The organism is Oleiphilus sp. HI0043 (assembly GCF_001634935.1).
In genome coordinates this window covers 43,490-69,133 of record NZ_LWEY01001145.1, presented here as the reverse complement: position 1 = coordinate 69,133, position 25,644 = coordinate 43,490, and the positions used below count along the sequence as shown (strand labels likewise).

The window sequence follows — 25,644 nt, the reverse complement described above, 5'->3', positions numbered from 1 at the left end:
CTGGACTACTACTTTTTGTCACACTTGAACCTGGTAATTGAAATTTATCTCGCCAGGAATACAAGGTGGATAGGTTTATGTTTTCCTGGGCTGAAAACGTTCTTAATGATAACCCACTTTCAAGCCACTTCTTAACAATGGCTTCTTTAAACTCTTTTGAATAATGCTTCACTCATATTCTCTTACCGCCTCCTATTCAATTATTAAAAATTAACAGAGGCGACAACTATCCTGACACAGGGGGCTCAGGTGAAGTCGACCATGGGCTTTGGTATGTCCCAGGATATTGATATTTTTGATACGCCTCCATTAATTGACGAAACAACTGATACGGGTGCAGAGCAAGAAGATGCTGCGGCTTATCGTGCTGCGGTAGAAGCGGTAACGGCTGTTGTGAACCAGATAGACGAGGCTGTTGGTACTGAAGACCCTAATGCTGTATTAAGTGCACTCACACAAGATTTAGCCGATGGCCAGATCGACGGTAAAGTCGACAATGAAGAAGGTGGCTCAGAATCGAGTGATATTTTTGGCGGTGCTGAAGATGATGCTGCTGAAGATACAGCTAGTGCCGCACTTCAACTTTTAGAGCAAGACCCTGCTTCCTTACCGATTCCGAACGACCCTCAAGGTCGTACAGTTGGTGAAATGAAACAAGTGATTAACGATGAAAAAGAAGACCTGGGTAATGAAGGCGTTAATACTGAAATAAATACTGAAGAAGAAGTTGTACTCAAGCCCGCTGAAACTGACCCAGACCTGGATGATGATGGCGTTCCAAATGATCAGGACGCTTTTCCTGAAGATGCGAGTGAGACAACTGACACCGATGGTGATGGCACAGGTAACAATGCCGACAACGACGACGATAACGACGGCGTTAAAGATGAAGACGATGACTTCCCTCTAGACGCAAGCGAACAAACCGATACAGATGAAGATGGAATCGGTAACAATGCCGATACTGATGATGACGGCGATGGTACTGAAGATATTGCCGATGACTTTCCTTTAGATTCTGAACGTCAGAATAAGTCTGATAAGGATAACGATAACTGGTCTGCCAATCAGGACCCTGATGATACCAATGCCAGCATTCCAGGTATCGATTTTGTTGATACCGATGGCGATGGCATGGCTGATTCTGGTGGCAGAAATGATGACCCTGATGATGATAATGATGGTGTGATCGATACTGAAGATGCCTTCCCAACAGACCCTACAGAACAAAAAGACCAAGATGGCGATGGCACAGGCGATAATGCTGATACTGATATCGACGGTGACCAGGTGCCGAACGATGAGGATAAGTTCCCACGTAACCCATTTGAAAGTGTTGATACCGATGGTGATGGTATTGGTAATAATACAGATGAAGACGACGATGGTGATTCCGTACCTGATCTTCAGGAAGAGCAAGATGGCACCAACCCGCTAGAGCGTGATACCGATGGTGATGGCGTGCTCGATAACGTCGACCAAGGTCCAACTGACCCAACGGTACAGTTCGATTCAGACCAAGACGGTATTGATAATGCGATAGATAATTGCCCAGTTCATTACAACCCTGTACAGAGTGACCTGGATGATGATGGTCGCGGTGATCCTTGTGACCTGGATCGCGATGGTGATGGCGTTAACAATGATCTTGACGCCTTCCCTTCAGATGAAACAGAAACAGAAGATACTGACAATGACGGTGTAGGTAACTCAGAAGATACTGATGACGATAATGATGGTGTTGCCGATGATCTGGATGATTTCCCGACTGACCCGAATGAAATTGTCGATACCGATGGCGATGGTACCGGTGACAATGCAGACAGCGATGATGATGGAGACGGTACACCTGATTCCGAAGATGCCTTCCCTCTAAACTCTAGTGAAGACACCGATACCGATGGTGATGGTATTGGTAACAACACCGATGATGACGATGATGGTGACGGTGTTGCCGACAGTGATGATGCTTCACCTCTAGATGCCTTGGCAAGTACTGATACAGACGGCGACGGTGAGCCAAATATCACTGATACCGATGATGATGGTGATGGTACGCCAGACTCTGAAGATCGTTTCCCACTGAACCCTAATGAAGATACGGATACAGATGGTGATGGCATTGGTAACAACACTGATACTGATGATGATAATGATGGTGTAGAAGATGATGCTGATGCCTTCTCTTTACTTGCTTCTGAGCAATTAGACACAGACGGTGATGGCACAGGTAACAATGCAGACACTGATGATGATGGTGATGGTACACCTGATGCCTCAGACCCATTCCCCCAAAATGCTTTAGAGACTCGTGACTCCGATGGCGATGGTATTGGTGATACAGCCGATACGGATGATGATAACGATGGTGTACTAGATATAAACGACGCTGCACCGACTAGCCGCGATGGTGATGAAGATGGCGTAGGTGATGGCCGTGATAATTGCCCAGTGAATAGTAACAGTGATCAGCGTGACTCAGATGGTGACGGCCAAGGTGACGCCTGTGATAGTGATGATGATAACGATACAGTCGAAGATAGCGCAGATAATTGCCCAACAGTACCGAATAGGAATGGCCAGAGCGATAACCTAGACGGTGATGACTTTGGTGATGCCTGTGATGATGATCGTGATGGCGATGATATCAAGAACGGTGTCGATAACTGTCCTTCGACCGCTAACTCGGATCAGGAAGACACTGATGGCAATGGCTTAGGTAATGCTTGTGAAGCTGATAGCGATCAGGATGGTTTCGCCGATCAGTTAGATAACTGCCCTGCCGATGCTAACCCAGGCCAGGAAAACTTCGATGGCGATGCTCGCGGAGATGCTTGTGATGGCGACGATGATAATGATGGCGTGAGTGACCAGGCAGAAGAGGCTGCGGGTTCTGATCCTAAGGACAGCGACTCAGATGATGACGGCGTTGATGATAAGAATGATGCCTTCCCAACAGACGAGACGCGTCAGGAAGACTCTCAGGGTGATGATGACGACGATGGCGTAGCAAACGGCATTGATAATTGTCCAAATGATGCCAACGCGGGTCAGGAAAATTTTGATGGCGATGCGCAAGGCGATGCTTGTGACCATGACGATGACAATGATGGTGCGCCAGATGATGCTGATGACTTCGATAACGATCCAAATGAGCAATCAGACAGTGATGGTGATGGCTTAGGTGACAAATCTGATAACTGCCCAACGGTTGCAAATGAAGACCAGAACAATGCTGACCAAGATGGATTTGGTGATGCTTGTGATGCCGATACCGACAATGATGGAGTAGGCAATGAGCAGGACAACTGCCCTGTCGATATGAACCCTGGACAGCTGAATGCAGACGGCGATGAGTTTGGTGATGTTTGTGATAGTGATGATGATGGTGACGGTGTAGAAGACGCCTTCGATAACTGTCCAATTGACGCTAACAGTAATCAGGAAAACTCTGATTCTGAATCAGATGGTGGTGATGCTTGTGACCATGATGATGATAATGATGGTCTAAGCGACGCGGAGGAAAATGCAAAAGGCACCGACCCGACTGATGCTGATACAGATGACGATGGCGAAAATGATGGTGATGATAATTGCCCGCTGATTGCTAATGCAGGCCAGGAAGATGCCGATGGCAATGGCCAAGGTGATGCCTGCGACATTGATAGTGATGGTGACGGTGTATTGAACACCATGGAAGAAGCTCAGGGTACTTCACCTACAGATGCCGATTCTGATGATGATGGTAGCAATGACGGTGTCGATAACTGCCCAGCAATTGCTAATGCTGATCAGCGTAACTCAGATGATGATGCTGAAGGTGATGCTTGTGATTTGAACGATGACAATGACGCTGTTGATGATGATGCGGATAATTGCCCAACGGTTCCGAATGATGATCAAGCTGATGCCAATGAAGATGGAGTGGGTGATGTTTGTACTGCTGATGAAGATCAGGACGGTATTCCAGATACGGTAGATAACTGCCCTGCGGTGGCAAACCCAGTTCAGGAGAACGCTGATCATGATGCACAAGGCGATGCCTGTGATAACGATGATGACAACGATTCGATTGAAGATGCTAGTGATAACTGCCCGGTTAAGGAGAATGCTGACCAACTTGATCTAGATGGGGATCAGATTGGTGATGTGTGTGATCCGGACTCTGATGGTGATGGCGTTGAAAATCTAGTCGATAATTGCCCATTAATCGTTAACGCGAACCAGGAGAATACTGATCAGGATGGTCAGGGTAATGCTTGTGACTTAGATGATGATAACGATGGCGTATCCGATGAGAATGAAGCGGCTCAAGGTACGGACCCACTGTTAGCGGATAGTGACGACGATGGTAGTCACGATGGAGATGATAACTGCCCGCTAATCGCTAATGAAGAGCAGAAAGACACAGACTCTGATGGCTTGGGTAACGCTTGTGACACCGATGATGATGGCGACACGATTGCTGACGATGTCGATAACTGTCCACTCGATAGTAATGTTGGACAGGCAGATAGCGATGAAAATGGTGTTGGTGACGCGTGTGATGTGCCTTCAGTAGCTTTGTTCTACTTGAATGAACGCATTGTTAACTCTGAAACTGAAACTGATGAGTCAGGCACTGAAGATGGCATTTGTCCTTTCGATGTAAATGATGAAATGACTCGAGTGTCTCTATGGAGACAAGAAGGTTCTGTTCTAAGGGTTAGCTTTGGTGATGAAGGGCATGATGAAGGTGGTGAGTTGATGATCGATCCATCAGGACGCATTAGTGCTTCATTCAGCGATGAGTACAGCGGCGAGCATGGTTCCATGCAAACTGAGTTGGATGTTGATGGTCAGTTGGATGCAGAGTCAGGTGTCATTGTTGCCACCGTTGAAGAGAGCTTCACCTTTGCAAGTGCAGACGGCCAGATTGTTGCGACCTGTGCCTACAATGCAACAGAAACCTTTACGCCGATGGATGAAGTGTCTGCAAGTACTATCTTCGATGGTGAAACCGGAACTAATGTAGGCTTTGTTTGGATGGAAGGCGACGAGCATTATCAGGACTCAGCCAATCAGCCGGTCTTCGACTTCTTCTATGGTGTGATTGATGACACTGAAGAGCGTCGTTATCGATACGACACCAGCACCGGTGCACCGATGTGGGTAGAGGAAACTGAGGAAGACTCAAGTTTCATGCTCGGAGCCAATGGTTGGGTTGAAGTATCAGACAAAATGTTGGTTGAGGGTACGCCAGGTGTTACAGCTAATGTGGTTGCAAAGGATGCAAGCGATAACATTTTAGCGAACTGGCAAGTAACGCCATTCTCTGCGAATGTTACGGAAGAGCCAATGTTTGGTTTGATCCCTCGTGAGTGGAGTGAAGAAGGCCTAACAGCGCCTGAAGAAGTCTTTGCAGGTAGTGAGGTCTTGGCTTTGGGGATACATGCTGTGTCGCAGTTGGATGTTTATGAAGTTCGCTGCGGGGGAGCACCTGATGATGGTCCGGCAGACGGTACCGCACCAACGATGGCTTGTCATAATGCAATGGAAACAGATGACGGTACGGGTAGCCCTGTGTTAGCCGATTCGTTAGGTGACATTATTTATGAAGCAGACTCTTCAATGACAGAGAAATGGCAGGGTATGCCAGCGGGTTACTCTGATGAAGGTGAAGTTTTTGCCTACCTAACGGGTGCCGACACAAGTGGTGATGAGGGTACAAGTGGTGATGTCAGCTTCTATATCTATGACTGGGATAGCGAGTCGCTTGAAGCACTCGATCACTCTTCAAGTTGGACGATAGAGGACCCATTAGGTGATGATACGAACTTGGTGATTTCTTTCGCTTTACCTACAGAGCTTGGTAAAGAGTTTGGTGATGAAATGCCTGATGCTGTGATTGCTTCAATGATCGAAGACTCATCCGACAGTCAGCTCTATGTTCGTACTGGGCATTTCCGCGAAGCAGGTAAGCACCATTATGATAGTGGCTTGAATGGTCCGGCGATTGAGGAGGTTCAGGGTAACTTTAGCTATATTCCTCCAGAGCCAGACTCAGACCACGATGGAGTTGTAGACAGTGAAGATAACTGTATCGATGTGCCAAACCCCGACCAGGCAGATACGGGTGGCGATGGTGTTGGAGATGCCTGTAGTGGCAGTGGTTCTGAAGACGGTGTATTCACAGCTGAGAATGTGGTTGGTCACTTTGCAATCACCTTCCCAGAAGGTGACACCGAGCCTGAGAGCCAGGCTTTCTACAAAATACGAGATGATGGTACGGGGACAGTTTTCTTTGAAGACGGTCCTGCAGAGGGAGAAGAGTTTACCTGGTTAATCGATGGTGAAACCTTAGTCTTGGAAATTACTACTGCTACCGGTTCTCATGACTGGGATGAATATACGCTGACTTCCGGGTCTGTGGACTATGGGAGTATTCGTGCGGTAATCGATGAAGGTAATGATTCCAGTATTGAATATGACGGCCCTGCACAGTGGATGCGTGATATGGGAACTAGCGGCCCAGAAGCCTGTACCACAGGGGATGTCGAAAGTGGCGCGGTTGAAGCGGACTACGACCAAGCTGTCGAGGACTGTGGCGGCCTGGATAAGCTGCTAACGACAGAAGAAGTGAACGATACCGTTTGGTACAGCGAGCAAGATACGGTTGCTTTTGATAGCGGTGGAACCGGCAGCTTCGAAGACCATCACACTGGAACTGAATACACGACTACCTGGTCGATAGATTCTGGCTTTGTTCGCTTTACGGCGACAAGTGCTTCAGGAGTATTCTCTCGTAAGCTAGGCATCTTGTCTGATGGCTTCCCTCATATTTCTACCAAGTTCTTCCATGATGGTGAAGCTAATGACTACATTGCTAGCATGCTGTATGCAGTGAGTGAAGATGCGACTGACAGTGACTCAGACGGTATACCGGATGATATTGATAACTGTCCGACTGATGCAAACAGTGATCAGCAAGATAGCGACCATAATGGAATAGGTGATGCCTGTGATGGGGGAGACACCTCTGGTCATATGTTTACGGTAGAAGAACTTTCTGACCAAACTCGCTTTAATGTTTACTTCGACGATGCGCCAGATGATGGTGGCGACCCTTACTACATTATGGAGTCCATGACCTTTAATTCTGATGGCTCGTTTAGTGCTGAGCTAGATGACAATGCCTTGTCGCGCGGAGAATCACACTATTCAGGTGACTGGAGTATAGAAGCCGGGGACTTGGTTTTATCACTCAATGGAGGCACAGAAACAGAATATATTCACGCCTTTGGGGTCGATGATGAAAATGGTGCGCTACTGGTATGTTGGGGGTCTGTACCTTGTTCTGATGACACGGAATGGTTCTTTGATGGGCAACTATCAGCTGAATCCTTCTTGATGGCAATGAATAATGGTGGGACTGGTGGTACTACAGTCGAAGATGCTGACGGTGATGGTATTGTCGATCAGGAAGATGCGTTTGTTGATGATGCGACAGAGCAGTTTGATACCGATGGCGATGGTATCGGTGATAACGCCGATGCTTGTCCATATACAGCTGATACCACATGCGATGGCTCGGGTGTTCCTAATATGTCTGGTGAGTACCTACTTGCCTGGAGTGTTGACGGAACTAACCCAGATAACGAGATGCTAAATGACTCTGGTGATCAATGTGTTGCGGAAGATGAGTTATCAGGTTTTGCTTTGGTTCGAGTACAGCAGGAAGGAAACCAGGTTATTCTCAATGGAGGTGACGGCGAAGACGGCTGGATGTCGATTGGTACGATCGATACTAATGGCGATTTCTCTGTAGAAGAGCTTAATAACGAACCGGGTCGAAGCTTTGTACTATCAGGTAACTATGATGGTACGGGTATAGCTGGTGGGAGTTTTACGGATTCAGAGCAAAATGAAAGTGAAACCTTAACCTGTTCTTCTAACGGCACTTATACAGGCTCGGCACCCGTTGCCATTACCGAAAGCGATATTGATTCTACGGGGGCAACATGGTTTGAAATAGACTATGACCACGATGCTGCGGGCAATACTCAACTTGAGTTTGAATACGGAACAATAAGTGGTGAGCTTGAGACGCTATTTGAGTTAGACCCTGAAACTGGCATGTGGGTTGATCGTAGCTCAGAAGATATCGGTGCAGGAGAAATGTCGGTACTGACAGCCAATGGCATTGAAAGACTTGATGACCTGTTTATCATTGTCGGTTACGGTGCCGATGGATCAGAAACGCTTGGTGAGACCGCGAGAGTTGCAGCAAGCTTTGATGGTGATCCCAACGATGTTGTCGCGACGGATGTAGATTTGTCCGCCTTTGATGTCTCTGGTTTGCCAGTTCACTTAGCCTTTGGTGATGAAGCTTTCGATGCGGATGCCGTCTTTAGTGATGGCGCAGAGATCTTTGTTGCAGAGCTCAGCGCTGTTAACACTTCGTATATTTTCGAGTGTGATGCAGACTGGTCACCTTGGTTTGCTTCAAACCTTGATTGCGACAATGTGGTGCCAATAGGCTTTGTCGCTGAAGACCCTGATGAGGATGGTATTCATGATCCAATTCCAGCGACGTCTTTTGCTGATGTATTTTCGACCGCGGCAGAGCTACTTGCTCAGCCAGTGACGCAAGAAGTGTCTGATCGGGGGCTGTATATTGGTCATGGTTATGATCATGGTGGATCATTCCATATTCGTGCTTATCTTGAGTCGACTTCAGGTGACGGCAGTGGTTTGGACGGTGATCAAAATGCAGGGATTGGTTTTGTGAAAGTTTATGACCACTCTTCAGATGTATTCCATATAGCTGAACTGGCGATAAGCTCGACAACCATCGATTCACATCAAGTTATTTCTTTCGAGGTGCCTGAATTGGTAGCGAAGCTCGTTGATTTGGATAGTGAAGAGCGTCACCAGTTTATCTTTGTTGATAATTCCGAAACGGCAGGGCCGATTGTGCGCCGAGGAGGAGTACAGCTACAGGGCGCCGGTGATAAGGAACTGATGTTCAATAATGTAGCTTTTGAGGATCTGAAAGCGGCTGTCATCTTACCGGGTAATGGTGGCGGAACGGGCGGTGCTCCGGCTGGAGAGAATATCGGCCTTTGGCTACTTGATAACGGTGGCAGTGACTACCATGCAGTTGTCTTTTATGGTGATGCGAATTATATCGTAGGGCATACTGCAAACTCGGAATCCGATCCGGTTTATGGTGTGCTACCAACTTCTGCAGAGCATGGCACATATACATGGGACCCAACAAGCGGTGTTTTTGAACCAAATAAAGTTGGCGAAAGTGACGGTGATGGAGGGCTTGATAATGCCATTGGCGAGATGACCATGGTGATCGATGGCGATGTATTAACGTTCGATGATGATATAGGCCCGGATGAGCTTGTGCGAGGATACTCTGATACGAACCCACTAATTGGTGCCTGGCAGATACCTGAGCCGGGTAATATGAATATTCTGGTTTTTGTGGATGAAACTCGCTACATCATTATGCATACCAACAACGGAGAAGAGCATGATGTTGGTGTGATAGTGCCAACTTCAGCAGAGCACGGAACTTATACCTGGGATCAGGAAACAGGAGATTTCTCTGTTTCCGTGCTGGGTCAAAGCGACGGTGAGGGCGGTTTATCTCATCCTTCAGGTCTCGGTTGGAGCATGTCTTTAAATGGAGACGCGCTTAGCCTAGATGATGGTGAAGGTTCCTTTGTACTTCAGCGTGTGGGCGCAGATCCATTTGCTGCGGCAAGCAATAATGGAGTGGACTTCTCGGACTCTGCAACTCTGACGCAAGGGCAAGAGCTGGGAGTTCTGGGTTCTGGTCTCTTAAGAGAATGGTATGACGATGGCACTTCGACAGAGTATGAAGAATATTATGTATTTGACAGCTCAGGTAATACTGGACGATTCGTCTGGAGGCATGATGACGAAAGTGCTGGAACAACAGATACAGGTGATGAGGCAACAACTTGGTTGGTAGATAGCTCAGGTAATCTTGAAATTACTATTGCTGGTTTATCTGAAGTACATGACGTGGCATTAGCTGATTTTAGTGACTTGTTCAGGCCCGAAATTGTCGTCAAAAAGGACGGTATGATGGAAGGACCTACGCGTGCCGAGCTAATGGTGACTCAGTCTACCTTAGCCTCAGAAGTGCCTAGCCCTGTTGATTTGACGGCTGAGAGTGATTTATTGGGTACCTACTTTTTTGAACATAACCTAAGTGAGCAAATGATTTTTGCTAGCGGGGGCGTATTTTCAGAAGTATGGGATGGAGGTTCTGAGACAGGTTTAAGCTGGTCGCTCGATACTTCAACAGATGAAATCTTGATATGTTTTGAGGGCGGCGGTACATCAACTGTTGATTGCCCGGATAGTTCACTCGATTATGTTTATGTTGAATCAGTAACAGACGACACATCAAATGCAGATGATAACTCAGAAACAACAGAAGTATGGGGGTTCGCTGGCTGGTGGCAAGTTGATGCATCGACCGGATTAGGTTCCTTCTTCCGGGATAAAGCATTTAAACAGCCCTTACCTTAAAATGAAGTAAAAAAAGCCAGGTCAGCGACCTGGCTTTTTCGTATCTATACCTTCCGGCCAGACGATAGGCCTACTAAAGGCATTTACCCAGACTCTAACTAAATGGTCATCTAGGTGTTATTGACCTGTAAAACCTTAAAGCTATTATGGATAGTTCGTTTAAATAGTTATTAAGGGGGCCTTTGTGTCTGATAAAAAGAGCCAGAATCGTTTTTGGTTGATGCCGTTTGTAGCGATCATGCTACTGCTTAGTCAAATGAGTTTTGCAGCGGATCTTTGGGAAAAAGGGCGCCACTATAAAGAATTGCCTTACCCGGTAAAAACCGCAGACCCTTCTAAAATAGAAATACTAGAGCTATTTTGGTATGGCTGCCCGCATTGTTACGAATTTAACAATGACCACTTACCTGAGTGGGAGAAAAGCTTGGCGGATGATGTAGATTTCCGTTTAATGCCAGCAACCTTCCCTGGTTGGGTAGAGCATGCAAAAGCTTATTACGCAGCTGAGTTCCTGGGTGTGTACAAAGAGATGCACCAGTACTTATTCGATAAGATCGTATCGAACCCTAAGAAGTATAAAGACGTAGACGACATAAAAGTTTTGTTTATGGATAAAGGCATAAAGTCTGAAGACTTTGATAAGGTATTTGAGGCCAGTGGGTTTAGAAAGATTTCCAAGATAGATGAGGCGATCAAAAAAGCTCAAGACAAGATCAAGAAGTTGCGTATTACAGGTGTACCGGCTTTGATTGTTAATGGCAAATACAAAATCGGTGTTCGTGACGCAGGCAGCTTTGGCAATATGGTAAAGATTGCGAATTATCTGGTTAATAAAGAACGAGAAGCTAAGAAGAACTAGTGCCGGATTTGTCGTTTTTAAGAATGGGGTGATGAGCCCCATTTTTTTTGCCTTGAGAAAATCATAAGGGCCGCTTATGCTGTTGTTAAGGCCGATTAATGTGGTAATGAATAGTCGTCGTGAAACAGGGTAATTCTAGTTTATGTATCAACGAATCAAACATCGTATCAGTGAACTGATTACGCCGATCAATGAGTCGCTACAAAACGCAGCATCGCAACAGGTGCACCCTGAAGAACTGAAAAAGACCCCGTTTCTTGAAACAGACAAAACGATTCGACTATTAACCTTCAATATTCAAGTGGGTATTTCCACCTCTTCCTACCGTCACTATCTGACACGTAGTTGGCAGCACGTTTTGCCTCACAAAAAGCGGCAAGACAATCTGGATAAAATTGCTGAGCTGATTAGTCAGTACGATATGGTGGCTTTGCAGGAGGTCGATGGCGGTAGCTTGCGCAGCGGATTTATTAATCAGGTCGAATACCTTGCGAGTAATGCAGGTTTGCCGTTTTGGTATCAGCAGTTAAATAGAAATTTTGGTCCTGTAGCAAAGCATAGTAATGGCTTGTTAAGTCGTTTCCGGCCAATCAAGGTTGAAGAGCATCGCTTGCCTGGCTTAATACCTGGCCGAGGCGTGATTGTTGCCGAGTACGGAAAAGAGGAAGATCCGATCGTATTGGTGATTATGCACTTGTCGCTCAGCGATAGTGCCCAAAAACAGCAGCTACGTTTTGTTCGGGATTTGGTTGATGACTATAACCATGTGGTGTTGATGGGCGACATGAATACCCATGCCGAGAAAATACTGCATGACTCTCCGCTAAAAGGAGCCGGCTTGGTGACTTTGCCGGGCGTATCTCATTCATTTCCTAGCTGGCGCCCTGAAAAGGCCTTAGATCATATTCTGGTGAGTCGTAGCCTATTGGTTAAGAGGGCGGGCGTGGTAACGTTTCCGGTATCTGACCATTTACCCATCGAATTAGAGGTAAAACTACCCAAAGGCTATTAGCTTGAAACTTTGAAAATATAGACATAGACAGGCACAAAAAACCCGACAATAAAGTCGGGCTTTTCAATGGAAGCAATAAGCTGCCTACCTCGAAAGGTAGAAAATCTTACTTGATTTTAGCTTCTTTGTAGACCACGTGCTTACGCACAACTGGGTCATACTTTTTGATTTCCATCTTTTCTGGCATGTTACGCTTGTTCTTGTCAGTCGTGTAGAAATGACCAGTACCAGCGCTTGAAACTAAACGGATTTTATCACGCATTGCTCAATCTCCTAAACTTTCTCGCCGCGAGCACGTAGTTCACTAAGAACTGTCTCGATGCCTTTTTTATCGATAATACGCATACCTTTGGTAGATACACGAAGCTTAACAAAACGCTTCTCGCCCTCAACCCAAAAACGGTGAGATTGTAAATTAGGCAAAAAACGACGACGTGTGCGGTTTTTTGCGTGTGAAACGTTGTTTCCTGCTACTGGGCGCTTGCCTGTAACCTGACATACTCTAGACATTGTAACCTTGCCTCCAACTTCGAAACGTCCCTTGAAAGCACGTTCAAAAAAATTCAAATATCGGACCCTTTTTTGGAGTCCTCACTAAAGAGCCCGCCTTTATACCAGAAAGCATTTTTAATCGCAAAAAATATTTTCAAAAATGTGTATAAACTTGTAACGTGGTATCGGCTTTATCAGGTACAAAATGACGCTCATATTTGGGTGTGGATGGTTGATAGAAGGGGATTTATGAAACTTGGTGTGGATCTCGGTGGTACGAAAATAGAGGCTGTTGTCTTGGACGGTCAAAAAGTTCTCTGGCGGCAACGAGTTGCAACACCAAAAAATGATTATGGGCAAACCTTACAGGCAATTGCGAGTCTAGTTGGTGAGGCGAAACAGGTCTGTGGTTTGAGCCAGGGTGAAGCAATTGGCATTGGTGCGCCCGGTGCACTGACAGACTCCGTGACGGGGCCGAGAGTAATGAAGAACTGCAATTCCGTGGTACTGAATGGTAAACCCTTGCTTGAGGATCTTAAGCGCCTACTCGCTTGTGAGGTCTATCTGGAAAATGATGCAAACTGCTTTGCCTTAGCTGAAACACTTGCAGGAAGTGGCAAAGAAGGGTTCGGCGCACAAGTGCCAGAGATTAGCTTTGGCGTGATTCTTGGGACGGGTGTTGGTTCGGGCCTTGTCGTCAACGGAAAAGTGTTAGCTGGCTTACATAGCATTGCCGGGGAGTGGGGACATAACTGTCTGCCAGCTCTTGAGTTGGATAAATTACCCGAGCCAGAGAGAGGCAGGCTTTGCTATTGTGGTCGCAAAGACTGTATTGAAACCTACTTGTCGGGGCCAGGTTTAGCCATGAGCTATCATCTTAGGTACGCTCAGGTACTTAGCTCTGAAGAAATTATTTCGGCTATGAGAGCCAAAGATGCCAAGGCGGCAGATATTTGGCAAAGCTACTTGAACCAGCTGGCTGCTTCGCTTGCTCAGGTGGTTAATATACTTGACCCGCAGATCATTATTTTGGGCGGTGGCATGTCCAATATTATCGAGATCTATTCAGATATAAATGAGCGGATGGCAGCGCATGTATTTACCGAACACGCCAAAACCCCGATCGTTTGCGCAAAGCTCGGGGATTCGGCGGGTGTCTATGGTGCTGCCTATCTTGGTGAAGGCCAAGGTGGCTTGAAAGGCTTTGGCTAATGTTTATAGCAGCCCCAGCTCAGCCATGCTCACGACAAGAGAACCCGCGACAATCATATGATCGAGCACGCGTACGTCAATCAACTCCAAAGCTTTAACTAAACGTCGGGTAAGCTCAATATCGGCTTGGCTCGGTTTTGCTGAACCGGAAGGGTGGTTGTGACAAAAGATAACGGCAGCGGCATTGTTTTCAATCACTTTGCCGACGACCTCGCGTGGGTAAACCGAGGCAGAATCTATTGTTCCCTGAAATAGTTCTTCGAACTTCAATACTTGGTGCTGGTTGTTTAAAAACAGGCAGCCGAATACTTCTTGCTTCTTGTGGATAATCGCACTGCGTAAGAAGTTGCGAGTTGCTTCAGGGCTGGTAAGCGCATCGCTTTCCTGAATTTCATGATGAAAGCATCGCTTGCTCATTTCCAGCGTAGCTTGTAATTGAGTGTACTTGGCTGGGCCCATGCCGGGATGAGCGCAGAACTGCTTTTGGCTTGCACCAATTAGCTGTCGTAACGAGCCAAAGTGCCGGATTAAGGCGCGCGCCAGTTCAATAGCGCTTTGCCCGCGCGTGCCGACGCGTAAAAATATGGCAAGTAACTCGGCATCGCTCAGACTTTGTGAACCAAATTTGAGGAGTTTTTCTCTAGGCCGCTCATCCTCGGGCCAGTCTTTTATCGACATCACTAAATCCTTTTAGTTGAAGGTCTTATTTTAGGTATATGGTAATCATGTACTACAATTACCGCATTATAAATTCCGAAAGGCAAGCTAGATATGATGGCTTTTGTGTGATGGGCGAATTTGTTGCAATTGTTCACGAAATGAGCAATTTTGTGCGCCTACAGCATGGTAGTCTACGTGCGCCATAATTTTGTGTAGTCCGGGCGCTTAAGAATTCTTATCAATCTTGAAATAACTTAGTTTAGGTGACATGTGCAGCGCAGTACTCAAGACTTACTTTCATATGATGATCAACGTGATGCTGCTGAGCTTCTTTATGGGAATGCCTTTTCTGGCATATTAATATCGATTATTGCTTCCAGCTTTTTAGTTTATTTTTACGATAATCCTGTTCTGCAAGAGTTTAAAATTACCTGGTGGTTAGGGATGATGAGTTTACTGCTTGTTAGGCTGATTGACTGGGTATCCTGGAAGAAGCATTTATCGAAGACTCACTACGACGGCAAAAGGTCAGTCAGACGCTTTATTTATGGGGTCAATCTAACGGCCTTAATGTGGTCTAGCTATGCCGCTTATGCTGTGAGTTATAGTCCCTTGGTTGAGAAGGTAACGATTATAATTGTGATTTCAGGGATGGCCGGTGGGTCGGCTATTGTGTTGGCTGCTCATAAACTTACGTCCATGTTTTATACCTTTGCCTTGTTGTGTCCTGTGTCGGTGGTGTTCTTACTCAGTAACGACGCGACCGATCAGAATATTGGTGTGTTAGGGCTTAGCTATAGTCTCGTGATGCTCATCATTTCAGCTAAGTCAGCAAACTTTGCTCGAGATGCGATTGCTTTAAAGAATGAAAATGCCTTGTTAGTAAATCGTATGGAACAAAAAGTAGAGCAGAGAACGCAGAAAATTTATGAGCTTTCTAATTTAGACTCACTAACCCATTTGCACAATAGGAACTCTTTTCTGAAGAACCTTAAAGCGAGTTTGCAGGCAAGTGATGAGAAAAGGAGCACCCTGAGTTTATTATTTATAGACCTTGACGGTTTTAAGAAAGTAAACGATACCTATGGGCATAAGGTAGGGGATCAAATTTTAGAAGAAAGTGCTCGACGGCTTCGTGAAAAAGTTGCCAATGAAAGTTTGTTATGCCGTTGGGGCGGTGATGAGTTCCTGATTGCCATTGAAGATTGTAGTAGTGAAAAAGCCATCTCACAGGCCTACGAGATAATTGAAATTTTATCTCATGAACATCAATCAAATGAGGGGATATTGCCGGTTAGCGCGACGGTTGGGATTAGCTTATATCCCGAGCATGAGCGCTCTGAAAGCAGGTTGATTCAGTTTGCTGATACGGCAATGTATCACCAGAAAAAAACAAAACCCTCAAAAGTTTGTGTGTTCACACCAGAAATGGAAGCTAAACACCAATATGAGCTTGAACTGAAAAAAGGATTAAATGATGCGATTGATAAGGATCAGATGCGTCTTGTTTTTCAACCGATCGTATCAACAAATAATAGTAAGAACATCGCATTTGAAGCTTTATTGAGATGGGATTTTGAAGGTAAGAGCATCCCTCCTGATGAGTTCATCAAAATTGCTGAACAGTACGGTTCAATACATCGAATAGGCGTATGGGTTCTTAAAGAGTCGTGTAAAGTTGCGCTTGCGTGGCAAAGTCTGAGGCGGGTTTCAGTTTGTATTAATGTTTCAGTGATTCAATTAGAGGATTCTGACTTCTTGAGCATAGTTGATGAAGCTGTACAAGAAAGTGGTATTGACCCTTCGCTCATCTACTTGGAAATTACAGAATCAGTATTTGCCAAAGATACTGAAAAGATGATGGAGACCATTTCGGCTATACAGTCACGTGGTATCAAAGTTTCGATTGATGACTTTGGAACAGGATACTCTTCATTATCCGCTATGCAGGATTTAGCGGTAAATACGGTAAAAATTGATCGATCATTTATCACGAAGTTGGATACGAGTGGTTTTGCTATTGTGACAGCTGTTACGCATGCCGCGCGCTTGCTCAAGTTTGATGTTGTGGCTGAGGGGGTGGAAACTGAGGCTCAGTGTCGTAAACTCGTTGAGTTAGGCGTGGAAAAACTGCAGGGTTATTACTTTTCCAAACCTCTAGAGCAAGAATTTTTGCTCGACTACTTAGAGTCTGAAGTAAAGTCTCAGTGAGCCCAGTATTTGTGGCGCACATTTCAGAAAAAATAAGCGTGCTTCTGATACTATCTACAAAAAAACCGATAGCCTTGGCGCACTAATTAAACAATATTAAGGGATAATATGTCTGTAAATACCGCATTTGAAAATATGAGCGATCAACAACGTACCGAGATCGAAGCGGCCGCTTTTCGTCGACTGCTAAAACACTTTGACGACCACAAAGAAGTGCAAAATATCGACCTAATGATTCTGGCTGACTTCTGTCGTAACTGCTTAGCAAAATGGTACATGGCCGCTGGCGAAGAGCAAAGTGTTGAAATTGACTATGATCAGGCGCGTAAAGCCGTTTATGGTATGCCTTATTCTGAATGGAAAGAGAAGCATCAATTGAAGGCAACGCCTCAGCAGCTCGAAGCTTTTGAAGCGAAGCAGAAGTAAATCACTCCTGCCTAAATTTCTAGACCCAAATGCTTCTTGGCAGCTTTGACCAGCTTTGGGTCGAGAGCGGGTGGTGTGATATCAACACCTTTCACAAGCTGATCATTCAGCTTCTGCATGACAGCAACTCGCATGCTCCACTTATGATTAGCGGGTACTACGTTCCAGGGTGATGCTTCGGTACTAGTGAAACGGAACATATCGTTGCTTGCGTGTGTGTAATCGTCCCATTTTAGCCTATTTCGGATGTCTTCTTCTGTTAGCTTCCATTGCTTTTCTGGTGTGTTTAAACGTAGTTCAAAACGCTTAAGTTGTTCTTCGGGCGTGATATGTAAAAAGAACTTGATCAGGTGCACGCCGTCATCAGTCAACATTCGCTCAAATTCATTTATTTCTTGATAAGCTCTCTGCCAAGCTGTTTCTGGTGCAAAGCCTTCTACTCGCTCGACAAGCACCCGGCCGTAATAAGAACGGTCAAAAATGGCTAAGGTGCCTGGCTTGGGAAGACGGGTTTGAAAGCGATACAGGTAGTGTCGGCCTTGCTCATCGGGGTGAGGCGCTGATATCGGATAGACCCTAAAACCGCGGGGGTCGAGCTTTTCGCTAATTCGCCTAATTACCCCACCTTTACCTGAGGCGTCCCAACCTTCAAACACGATAATTGCTCGTTTGCCTTGTCGATAATAGGCTTGTTGGATTTGGAGAAGGCGCTCCTGGCAGCTTTTAAGTGCTTTTGTGTATTGGCTTTTTGATTCAATGAGAGCTTGATCAAAATTCACCTTAGAGAGGTTAGGAGGCTTTTGTTCAAGGATAACGGGCGAGGCTGGGTGAGTGATGTTTTTCATTGGTATCCTGTTTTGTTATTTTACCTTCGACTTCAGTACAAACGCTTCAAAGTCCTTGTCGATGCCGAATACATGTCTTTGTAACCACTCTCGCAGAAATATTGAAATAGATTCACGAACCAGAGCGTCAAACTTACCCATACTGTTTACCATGTCATCCAGTTCATCACGAAATTGATTGTGCGCTTTAATATGGGCTTCGGTTTTGGGGTAGTTAAGTTGGAGCATGTAGGCTTCTTCGAGACAGAAGTGGTGGTCGGCGTAGCTGGACAGCCGGGTAAAGATTTCTTGGCCGGAATTAGGGGCCTTCAAGGCATCAATCAGCCTGAAAAGCTCTTGGTGCTGAGTGTCTTGCCAAATTAGCTCGCTGGTCTTTTCCATTACTGAACTCTACCCAAGTGAAGGTGCACGTTAGTATGAGTCTAGTTTAGAAATAGAAAAGTTGTCTGCAAATTGAACGGTGTAATATTAGGCGTTATTGTAAAAAATAAGGGTCTTACTCTGTATCGAGTTAAACATCCCGGCTAAATCTGTAGGCAGAGCCTTTCATGGCTCGCTGAGGTTTAGCGCGAGGCATCGACTAGCGAGGGGTGGAACCCTCTGCCTACATGAGGCCATTTTTTAGCTCTACAGCGCCTAACGTACTGCACTATCGTTTAAGGGGATGTATAACTTTATCCAAGCCCTCAATTTTAATCTCAAGCGTCAGTTCAAGCAGTGTACCTAGCTCGCCGCTCGGAAAGCCTTTTTTTCTGAACCAGAGTAAATATTCTTCAGGTAGATCGATTAAACGACGGCCACCGTACTTCCCGAAGGGCATTTGTGTATTGGCTATTTTTACCAGGTGCTGCTTTTCGATCATGTGTTGATAATAACTCGCATGGCTTGAACTTCTAGCCCTGTTTTTTCAATATATTCCTGACAAGCACTTTGTCTGTGACGCAGAGCGTCGATTTCTTCGTCGCGAATTAAAGGGTTCTTTTCCTGGAGGCTAATCAGGCGCTGAATTTCATTACCTAGCTCCCTGTTCATGTCTTCGCTAGCTTGGCTGATCAATGAAGGAACCGAAGCTTCGGCAGTTTTTTGAGCATGCTCAAGTAGTGTACCAATATCGTTACGGATCTCTTTCAATACGGCATGCGCCATCGATCGCTTAAGCCCTTTGCAGAGCTCATTAAGCTGCTCGTAGGGTAAAACTTCGCTAAGGTCGCGGCCGGTAATATTAACAACGATCCGCTGAGGCGATACCGGCAAAAATTTGTCAAGCTGCAGAGACTTTGGTGCCATGCTGTTCAGCGCGAATATGGCTTCCAAAAATAAAGTACCAGGTTCAACACCTTTTACCGACATGGTTGCCAAGGCTGCATTACCAAGCTCTCCTGTTAAGGTTTGCTCGATTAGATCGGTCACCATCGGGTGTTCCCATGAGACAAACTCGACATCTTCCCGGACAAGCGCTTTCAAACGGTGGAAGGTTAAGGTGTTGCCTTCATCGTTTAAGCCGGGAAAGTGCTGCTCCAGCATGTGCTCTCCAGGGCGAATGATCAGAGTCTGGTCTGACTGGTACTCTTGTTCAACACCGTAAAGGTTGAACTGCTTTTCCATGTAAGAGGACAGGTCCTGGCTTGCTTCCTCAGATTCGATCAAGGCAATGATTTTCTCGGCTTCTTCAGGATTGCAGGAGTTAAGCTCAAGTAGGGGGTCACGACCCGTTTGAAGAGCTGCCATAGCCGCATCGCGATGCTCACGGGCTTGTTTGATAAAAGACAAGGCCTGATCAGATTGAAAGTCACCTTCGCTTAAGTAACTTTCCAGTTCGACGGCAAACTGTTCATAAATTGCAAAGCCTGCCGCACAGCTGTGAGTGAAGGCATCCAGAGCCTGGTCATACCAGTTGAATAAACCCTCTTGGCGGCTGCCAGGAATGAAGGGCACATGAATATTGACGTCATGTGTTTGCCCGATTCGGTCTAAGCGGCCGATACGTTGTTCGAGTAGGTCAGGGTTCTCTGGTAAGTCGAATAACACTAAGTCGTGTGAAAACTGGAAGTTTCGGCCTTCGCTGCCAATTTCTGAACAGATTAAGGCTTGTGCACCTTCCTCTTTATCAGCAAAGTAGGCAGCGGCTCTATCACGTTCAATAATACTTAAACCTTCGTAGAAGGCTGCTGTTCGCAGGCCTTCTCGTAGTCGAAGATAGGACTCCAGCGCTAAAGCCGTTTCAGCACTGGCGCAGATGATCAGGACTTTCTCATCTCTGTTATCTTTCAGGAACTGGGTTAGCCAAGTGACTTTCGGATTCTGTTTAATGCCGGCTTCATCTTCAAATTGATCATCACCAACAGCTGCATCGAGTGGGTGAGGCTGTAGGATTCTATCCGGGAAGCCTTCAACACCTTGGCGAGTATTGCGGAACAGTATTCTACCGGTGCCATGCTGATCAAGTAGCCTTTGTATTGCTTCCGGAATATCGATATTTTGTGCATCATCACCGAGTAGGGAAAGGGCTTTAATTGGCAGTGACGAGCCGTCTTCAAGACCTTGAAGCTCTCCGACCAAATCAGAGATTTCCTGATAGTTTTGTTCTTGCTCAATAAATTTTTCTAAGGAGTGAAAACGGTCAGGGTCGAGCAAGCGCAAACGGGCGAAGTGGCTCTCGATACCGGCTTGCTCAGGCGTAGCCGTAAGCAATAGTACGCCGCGGCTTCTAGCTGCCAAGGCTTCAATGCACTGGTATTCGATGCTGCTTTCTGATTCGCTCCAATGTAAGTGATGCGCTTCATCGACAATCAGTAAATCCCAGTCGGCCGCTAAGGCTGCGGTTTTTATATCTTCATTAATCAGGAAGTCCTGATGGCAGAGAACTAGCTGCTCGGTCTCAAAGGGCTTTTCGATACCTTCTTCGGTCAAACTATCAAAACGCTCACGATCAAAGATAGAAAAGCTGAGATTGAAGCGGCGTAGCATTTCGATCAGCCATTGATGCACCAGTGTAGAAGGAACGACGATCAAAGCTCTTTTGGCTAAACCATTGTGCAACTGGGCGTGGAGAATCATGCCTGCTTCAATGGTTTTACCTAGTCCTACTTCATCGGCTAGCAATACTCTCGGGGCATGGCGCTTCGCGACAGTATCAGCGATATATACTTGATGAGGAAGTAAGCTTGTGCGTGAACCAAGCAGCCCATCCGTTGACGACTGCTGTAAGCGGTGCTTGTGCTGCAGCGTTTCATAGCGAAGTCGGAAGGCTCTATTTCGGTCATAGTGGCCGCTAACCAGGCGCTGAAGTGGTGAGGTAAATTGGATAAAACAGTTAAGTTCAACTTCACTCAGTTCTTCGTGTTGAGAGCTTTCTTTATTTTCAACAATGTAAGTAATAATGTCTGCGCTTTGGTCGAGGTCGAGAACCAGGTAATCGATATCTTCATGGCTGGTGATCGTGTCGCCAGCCTTATACACTACACGGCTGATAGGCGCGTTGACGCTGGCGTAGGTGCGAGTTTCCCCGGCTGCCGGAAATGTGATCGTCACTCGGCGGTTTTCAAACTCGCTGATGATTCCTAATCCTAATTTGGGTTCGGTCTGGCTGACCCAGCGTTGGCCTATGATATACGACATTTTGGCGTCTCTTTACAGTATTCAATAAGGGAACAAATATGGCGCGAATACTAACAAGAAAAGCCTGTTGATAACACAGATGAAGGTGAATGGAGGAATAATTTGAGTATCTATAGAACGCCAGAAAGGGAAGAGTATTACTTTCACGAGGGCTGCTATATCTTGGAGATGTTAAATACTGACGATGATCCCGCACTTTCGATTGCGCGAGCTAGAGTTGAACCGGGTAAAACAACGCGCTGGCATGCCTTAACAGAAGTCAGTGAGCGCTATGTGATTCAGCAGGGTTCAGGCAAGGTTTATGTTGGAGATCTGGAACAGCAGGTTAGCGCTGGGGATGTAGTACTGATCCCGCAAGGCATTAGGCAGAAGATATATAACGACGGGGAGGGTGACTTGGTGTTTTTAGCTGTGTGTACGCCACGCTTTATGCCTGCGTGTTATGAGGACTTAGACGTATAAGTTGTATCGGCTCAACCCCGACCTTACAGTTTGAAATACCGAGCGTGACATTACCAAATAACATGGCAAAGGCGTATTAGGTCCGCAAAGTTGCCATTCGGCTTTGATCATAAAGCTTGAATATTTAGGCCACAAGCCACCAAAGCAGTACCTTTGGGAAAGTGAAAGATGCAAACATTCGTTTTAGAAGTAACTATCCGATATTCTGTCACTCTTCAGCCTTATTTGTATCAGGTTAATACAGTCAATTTTAGCTTTGAGACATTAACGAAGAAGAGATGAAGTGAATGCCGTTGAAAACACTGAAATTTATCGCCAAGAGTACACAACCATAGTTATCGCTTTAGTTATATTAAGGCCAGATGAGTGTCTGATAGAGTTTATTAAAAGTGCTTTTGGGATATTAGAACACTTTTTTTAGTCACTAGAATCGAACCTTCAAGCGAAAATAATTGTGCGTGATCCAATAATATATTCTTCACGTACTTTATTGTTCTTCACTCTATAAGTTGAATTTAAATGAAAAAAATTACTGGCATGCTTTTGACAACTTGCTTATATACACTCTCCTTTCAAACAGCATTAGCCCAGGACACAAAAACAGCTATGGTGCCCTTACCTTCAATTGATGACTTTACGCGGGGCAATGATGGCTGGGCCTTCGGACTTGGCCTGGCTGTTGAATACGAATCAGCCTACGAAGGGTCTGATGAATTTGGCGCAGAAGTCGATCCTGCCGGTGCGGTGCAATGGCGTAAAGGTGATAATATTTTCTTCTGGGCCGGTGAGGCGCTCGGGTGGCGTGGTCTTCGTTCTGACACATGGCTATTCGAGGCTGTCGTGGGCTTCGATGAGGGGCGTGAAGAAAGTGACTCTGATGACGGTCGTTTGGATGGTCTCGGTGAAGGAGATGAGGGAACTGAACTAGTTTTGCAAGCACGCCATGCTTTCGATACCGACTGGCGTTATTGGCTGGATGCTCGAGTGGTGACCGGTGAAAACGGAAGTCTTGGTCTTTTTGGCGTGGGGCACCGCTTCGGTGGTCAGAACGACGGAACCGGCCATGAAATTGCCATCGCTTTGGTATTTCACGATAGTGATTATGTCAATAAAGATTTTGGTATAGATGCAGAGCAGTCAGTTGCATCGGGACTGAATGAGACCGACCTGAGTGGAGGATTTCGCTCGTTTGGATTTAATTACAATTATCGCCATTATGTAAATGAGAATTGGCAGGTTTTCGGCGAGGCGGTTTATGAGCGTTATAGTAGTGACATTGCGGATAGCCCAATCGCACGCAACAACTATGAAGCTGAGGTCGGCGTTGGATTCATTTACGTTTTCTAGAACACCTATCAAGTATTCACCTAGAAGCCTCATTTTTAGTTTATTTAATAAACAATCAAGCTAGCTCAAATTATATTAGGGAAGACCCGAAAGCCGACTTAACACTTTGTTAAGTTGGTTGTTCACCATCTACAGACATCACCCAGGAATTTGAAGCCAGTAACATTCGGCCAAACCAAAATCAACCTTCAACGGCAAGTTTTGGCACTTTGCTGACTAAGTTTGGGCAGGGTATTTGTAGGCTCTAGTCGAAACCGCTATTTCAGTAGGTCAGACTGCGTGCCAACTTTTACATATAAGTATTATGACTTTGTAGGCGGCCCGTCCTCGGGGCGCTTGCTGTGCCACGGGGCTTTCAAACGATTCCCTGGTTTCGGTTTGCGCGACTGGAGGCCCCGCCTACATAAGTATGGCTATTTTTCAATCGAGTCTGACCCCATTGAAAAAATGCTTTAAGGCATTTGGATTTGGCTTCCGCCTTGGCCCGGTACGACGATCTGAGAAGCCTGCTCACGACGCATTTCTTGAAGTTCTTTCATTGTATCTTCAAGCGACTTGTTTGCTGCTTCGCCAAAGTTAGCTGCCGCTTGACCCAGAGTAGAACCTTGAAGTTCGAAGTTCAAAGGAAGTGGTCCAGCTGGCGTCATCATTTGAGTGCTGCCGATAAACAGAACGGGTCTAGCGCTGTCTGCGTCGCCATTTGCATCGACAGGTGTCATGCGACGAATAGTGCCGACTTTGTTGTCTGTATAGACTTCTTCAAGATAAAGTTCATCAGGGTTCATGCTTATTTCAGGCGCGTTGTCGCTCATAATATTTCCTTAGTACGCTGTAGTCTGTATTGATGTGCCCGCTATCCTATCATGAAAATTGAAAAGCACGGGGCAATTTTGATAGGAAATAGCCAGCCTTTACTGGCGGCCTTGCTCAATCATAGTTCTCATTTGTTGGGCCTTGTCGGTATCGTTTTTCTTAAGGGCCGAGTCGAGTAAGTACCGGAGAATTTTTTCTCGCTGGATTTGCTTGAGATCGTCAGTTGCCTTGGAGGTTTTTTTAGCTAGTTTATCTTTTAGTATTTTATTGAGTAGGGATATAAACTTGTTTGTTATGTTCTGATCCAGGAAGGCTTCAATATCAAGAGGTAGAATAGCGTGGTGATCATTCACCCATAGTTTGAAGAAACGCTTGGCTTTAGTTTCTTCTCGCCCCTGCAGCTGCAATAGTAATTTACTATACAGTGCTCTGTAGGTCGTAACGGCTTCACTACGCTGCTCTGAGTTGTCATCAATTGTATCGAGCAGGCGCACCAGACGCTGGTGCATATGCTCCATTAGTTTGAGCATTTTGTCCGCGTCAGAATAGTGATCCAAAGCGTTTAGCTCGTCTAGAAAGCGCTCGATTTTTGCGAAAAAGTGTTTAACCTGCCGTTGGCTGAACAGTTTTTCAGGTTTGCGTGTTAACTCGGTTATCTGGCTTTTCAGTCCTGAGTAATCTAGTTCGCCTTGATTTAAGGATGCCCTGAGCACATAGCGTTCGAATAGCTCACTGTCCTTGCTCAATAAAGATAAGAACTCTTTTGCTAGGTTCTGTTTATCTTGACTAAGCAGGTAGGCAAGTACCCGGCTTTTGTCGGGGCCTTTGGCGAGAGATGATATTTGCTGGGTATTCCGGTTAACATGCAGACAGAGTGCTGCGCAATGTGGGCAGAAGTCAAAGCCATCAGACTCTGGACATTGGCAGGCACCTTCGACTGTATTATTCCGATAATTGAGCTTGACCTCAAAGCCATTTATTTTAGCTTTGGCAGTTGTCTTGTTTGACTCAAGCCCATCTATGAGAAACTGTTCCAGCTGCTGAAGAAGTTCATCAAACCGTAATTCACCAATCAACTTGGCAAGTTGTTCGTGGGGGATGATCGGCGGGTGTTGATCTTGTAAGGGCAT

At 45.9% G+C, this 25,644-nt stretch carries 18 protein-coding genes; 8 read left to right on the top strand and 10 right to left on the bottom strand.

The window, feature by feature from the left end; genetic code table 11:
* The coding region (locus tag A3729_RS34590; RefSeq protein WP_156497938.1) for a transposase at window positions 1-172 on the bottom strand (172 nt) is incomplete at its 3' end.
* A gap of 77 nt (window positions 173-249) precedes the next feature.
* Between A3729_RS34590 and A3729_RS13160 the strand changes: the two genes are divergently transcribed.
* From A3729_RS13160 to A3729_RS13150, 3 genes are all read left to right on the top strand, one after another.
* Complete coding sequence (locus A3729_RS13160; RefSeq protein ID WP_156497937.1) at window positions 250-10,557, top strand: thrombospondin type 3 repeat-containing protein; 10,308 nt, start codon at window positions 250-252, stop codon at window positions 10,555-10,557.
* Window positions 10,558-10,741: 184 nt separating this feature from the next.
* On the top strand, window positions 10,742-11,416 hold the full coding sequence (locus A3729_RS13155) for a thiol:disulfide interchange protein DsbA/DsbL (RefSeq protein WP_082865026.1): 675 nt from the start codon (window positions 10,742-10,744) through the stop codon (window positions 11,414-11,416).
* 142 nt (window positions 11,417-11,558) lie between these two features.
* The gene (locus A3729_RS13150) at window positions 11,559-12,428 is read left to right on the top strand and encodes an endonuclease/exonuclease/phosphatase family protein (protein ID WP_068509233.1); all 870 of its coding nucleotides are present in this window, start codon (window positions 11,559-11,561) and stop codon (window positions 12,426-12,428) included.
* A gap of 106 nt (window positions 12,429-12,534) precedes the next feature.
* On the opposite strand, the gene rpmG is transcribed toward A3729_RS13150, so the two are convergent.
* Both rpmG and rpmB read right to left on the bottom strand, forming a co-directional pair.
* On the bottom strand, window positions 12,535-12,690 hold the full coding sequence (rpmG, locus tag A3729_RS13145) for a 50S ribosomal protein L33 (protein ID WP_068510851.1): 156 nt from the start codon (window positions 12,688-12,690) through the stop codon (window positions 12,535-12,537).
* Window positions 12,691-12,701: 11 nt separating this feature from the next.
* Window positions 12,702-12,938 (bottom strand): 50S ribosomal protein L28, encoded by a 237-nt coding sequence (rpmB, locus tag A3729_RS13140; RefSeq protein ID WP_068510857.1) that lies wholly within the window; start codon window positions 12,936-12,938, stop codon window positions 12,702-12,704.
* Between the two features lie 231 nt (window positions 12,939-13,169).
* On the opposite strand from rpmB, the gene A3729_RS13135 reads away from it, so the two are divergent.
* Complete coding sequence (locus tag A3729_RS13135) at window positions 13,170-14,132, top strand: ROK family protein (protein ID WP_068510853.1); 963 nt, start codon at window positions 13,170-13,172, stop codon at window positions 14,130-14,132.
* Window positions 14,133-14,135: 3 nt separating this feature from the next.
* Here the strand turns inward: A3729_RS13135 and radC are convergent, their stop codons facing one another.
* The gene (radC, locus tag A3729_RS13130; protein WP_068552965.1) at window positions 14,136-14,810 is read right to left on the bottom strand and encodes a DNA repair protein RadC; all 675 of its coding nucleotides are present in this window, start codon (window positions 14,808-14,810) and stop codon (window positions 14,136-14,138) included.
* Window positions 14,811-15,062: 252 nt separating this feature from the next.
* Between radC and A3729_RS13125 the strand changes: the two genes are divergently transcribed.
* Window positions 15,063-17,003, top strand: a complete 1,941-nt coding sequence (locus A3729_RS13125; protein WP_068552964.1) for a bifunctional diguanylate cyclase/phosphodiesterase — start codon at window positions 15,063-15,065, stop codon at window positions 17,001-17,003.
* 108 nt (window positions 17,004-17,111) lie between these two features.
* Window positions 17,112-17,429 (top strand): DUF1244 domain-containing protein, encoded by a 318-nt coding sequence (locus A3729_RS13120; RefSeq protein WP_231872145.1) that lies wholly within the window; start codon window positions 17,112-17,114, stop codon window positions 17,427-17,429.
* 11 nt (window positions 17,430-17,440) lie between these two features.
* Here A3729_RS13120 and A3729_RS13115 read toward each other — a convergent pair whose 3' ends face one another.
* The 4 genes from A3729_RS13115 to rapA all read right to left on the bottom strand — a co-directional run bounded on the left by A3729_RS13115 (window position 17,441) and on the right by rapA (window position 21,892).
* Complete coding sequence (locus A3729_RS13115; RefSeq protein WP_068509287.1) at window positions 17,441-18,274, bottom strand: polyphosphate kinase 2 family protein; 834 nt, start codon at window positions 18,272-18,274, stop codon at window positions 17,441-17,443.
* A gap of 15 nt (window positions 18,275-18,289) precedes the next feature.
* Entirely contained in the window at window positions 18,290-18,655 is a 366-nt protein-coding gene (locus A3729_RS13110; RefSeq protein WP_068509286.1) for a hemerythrin family protein, read from the bottom strand.
* A 268-nt stretch (window positions 18,656-18,923) separates the two neighbouring features.
* Window positions 18,924-19,136: a DUF3820 family protein gene (locus A3729_RS13105; RefSeq protein WP_068509284.1), complete on the bottom strand. Its 213-nt coding sequence runs from the start codon at window positions 19,134-19,136 to the stop codon at window positions 18,924-18,926.
* Entirely contained in the window at window positions 19,133-21,892 is a 2,760-nt protein-coding gene (gene rapA, locus A3729_RS13100) for an RNA polymerase-associated protein RapA (RefSeq protein WP_068509282.1), read from the bottom strand. The genes A3729_RS13105 and rapA overlap by 4 nt, the downstream gene beginning before the upstream one ends.
* Before the next feature lie 102 nt (window positions 21,893-21,994).
* Between rapA and A3729_RS13095 the strand changes: the two genes are divergently transcribed.
* Together A3729_RS13095 and A3729_RS13090 are read left to right on the top strand one after the other, a co-directional pair.
* On the top strand, window positions 21,995-22,354 hold the full coding sequence (locus A3729_RS13095) for a cupin domain-containing protein (RefSeq protein ID WP_197469628.1): 360 nt from the start codon (window positions 21,995-21,997) through the stop codon (window positions 22,352-22,354).
* A gap of 543 nt (window positions 22,355-22,897) precedes the next feature.
* Window positions 22,898-23,701 carry a MipA/OmpV family protein gene (locus A3729_RS13090; protein ID WP_231872227.1) on the top strand — a complete coding sequence of 268 codons (804 nt, stop codon included), beginning with the start codon at window positions 22,898-22,900 and terminating at the stop codon, window positions 23,699-23,701.
* Between the two features lie 452 nt (window positions 23,702-24,153).
* Here the strand turns inward: A3729_RS13090 and A3729_RS13085 are convergent, their stop codons facing one another.
* On the bottom strand, window positions 24,154-24,513 hold the full coding sequence (locus tag A3729_RS13085; RefSeq protein ID WP_068509277.1) for a hypothetical protein: 360 nt from the start codon (window positions 24,511-24,513) through the stop codon (window positions 24,154-24,156).
* A 99-nt stretch (window positions 24,514-24,612) separates the two neighbouring features.
* Complete coding sequence (locus A3729_RS13080; RefSeq protein ID WP_068509275.1) at window positions 24,613-25,644, bottom strand: hypothetical protein; 1,032 nt, start codon at window positions 25,642-25,644, stop codon at window positions 24,613-24,615.

Excerpts from the sequence above, each read along its gene's own strand:
- A3729_RS13150 (WP_068509233.1), top strand. The coding sequence starts at position 11,559 with ATGTATCAACGAATCAAACATCGTATCAGTGAACTGATTACGCCGATC.
- rpmG (WP_068510851.1), bottom strand. The coding sequence starts at position 12,690 with ATGCGTGATAAAATCCGTTTAGTTTCAAGCGCTGGTACTGGTCATTTC.
- rpmB (WP_068510857.1), bottom strand. The coding sequence starts at position 12,938 with ATGTCTAGAGTATGTCAGGTTACAGGCAAGCGCCCAGTAGCAGGAAAC.
- A3729_RS13135 (WP_068510853.1), top strand. The coding sequence starts at position 13,170 with ATGAAACTTGGTGTGGATCTCGGTGGTACGAAAATAGAGGCTGTTGTC.
- radC (WP_068552965.1), bottom strand. The coding sequence starts at position 14,810 with ATGTCGATAAAAGACTGGCCCGAGGATGAGCGGCCTAGAGAAAAACTC.
- A3729_RS13120 (WP_231872145.1), top strand. The coding sequence starts at position 17,112 with ATGTCTGTAAATACCGCATTTGAAAATATGAGCGATCAACAACGTACC.
- A3729_RS13115 (WP_068509287.1), bottom strand. The coding sequence starts at position 18,274 with ATGAAAAACATCACTCACCCAGCCTCGCCCGTTATCCTTGAACAAAAG.
- A3729_RS13110 (WP_068509286.1), bottom strand. The coding sequence starts at position 18,655 with ATGGAAAAGACCAGCGAGCTAATTTGGCAAGACACTCAGCACCAAGAG.
- A3729_RS13105 (WP_068509284.1), bottom strand. The coding sequence starts at position 19,136 with ATGATCGAAAAGCAGCACCTGGTAAAAATAGCCAATACACAAATGCCC.
- rapA (WP_068509282.1), bottom strand. The coding sequence starts at position 21,892 with ATGTCGTATATCATAGGCCAACGCTGGGTCAGCCAGACCGAACCCAAA.
- A3729_RS13085 (WP_068509277.1), bottom strand. The coding sequence starts at position 24,513 with ATGAGCGACAACGCGCCTGAAATAAGCATGAACCCTGATGAACTTTAT.
- A3729_RS13080 (WP_068509275.1), bottom strand. The coding sequence starts at position 25,644 with ATGCCCTTACAAGATCAACACCCGCCGATCATCCCCCACGAACAACTT.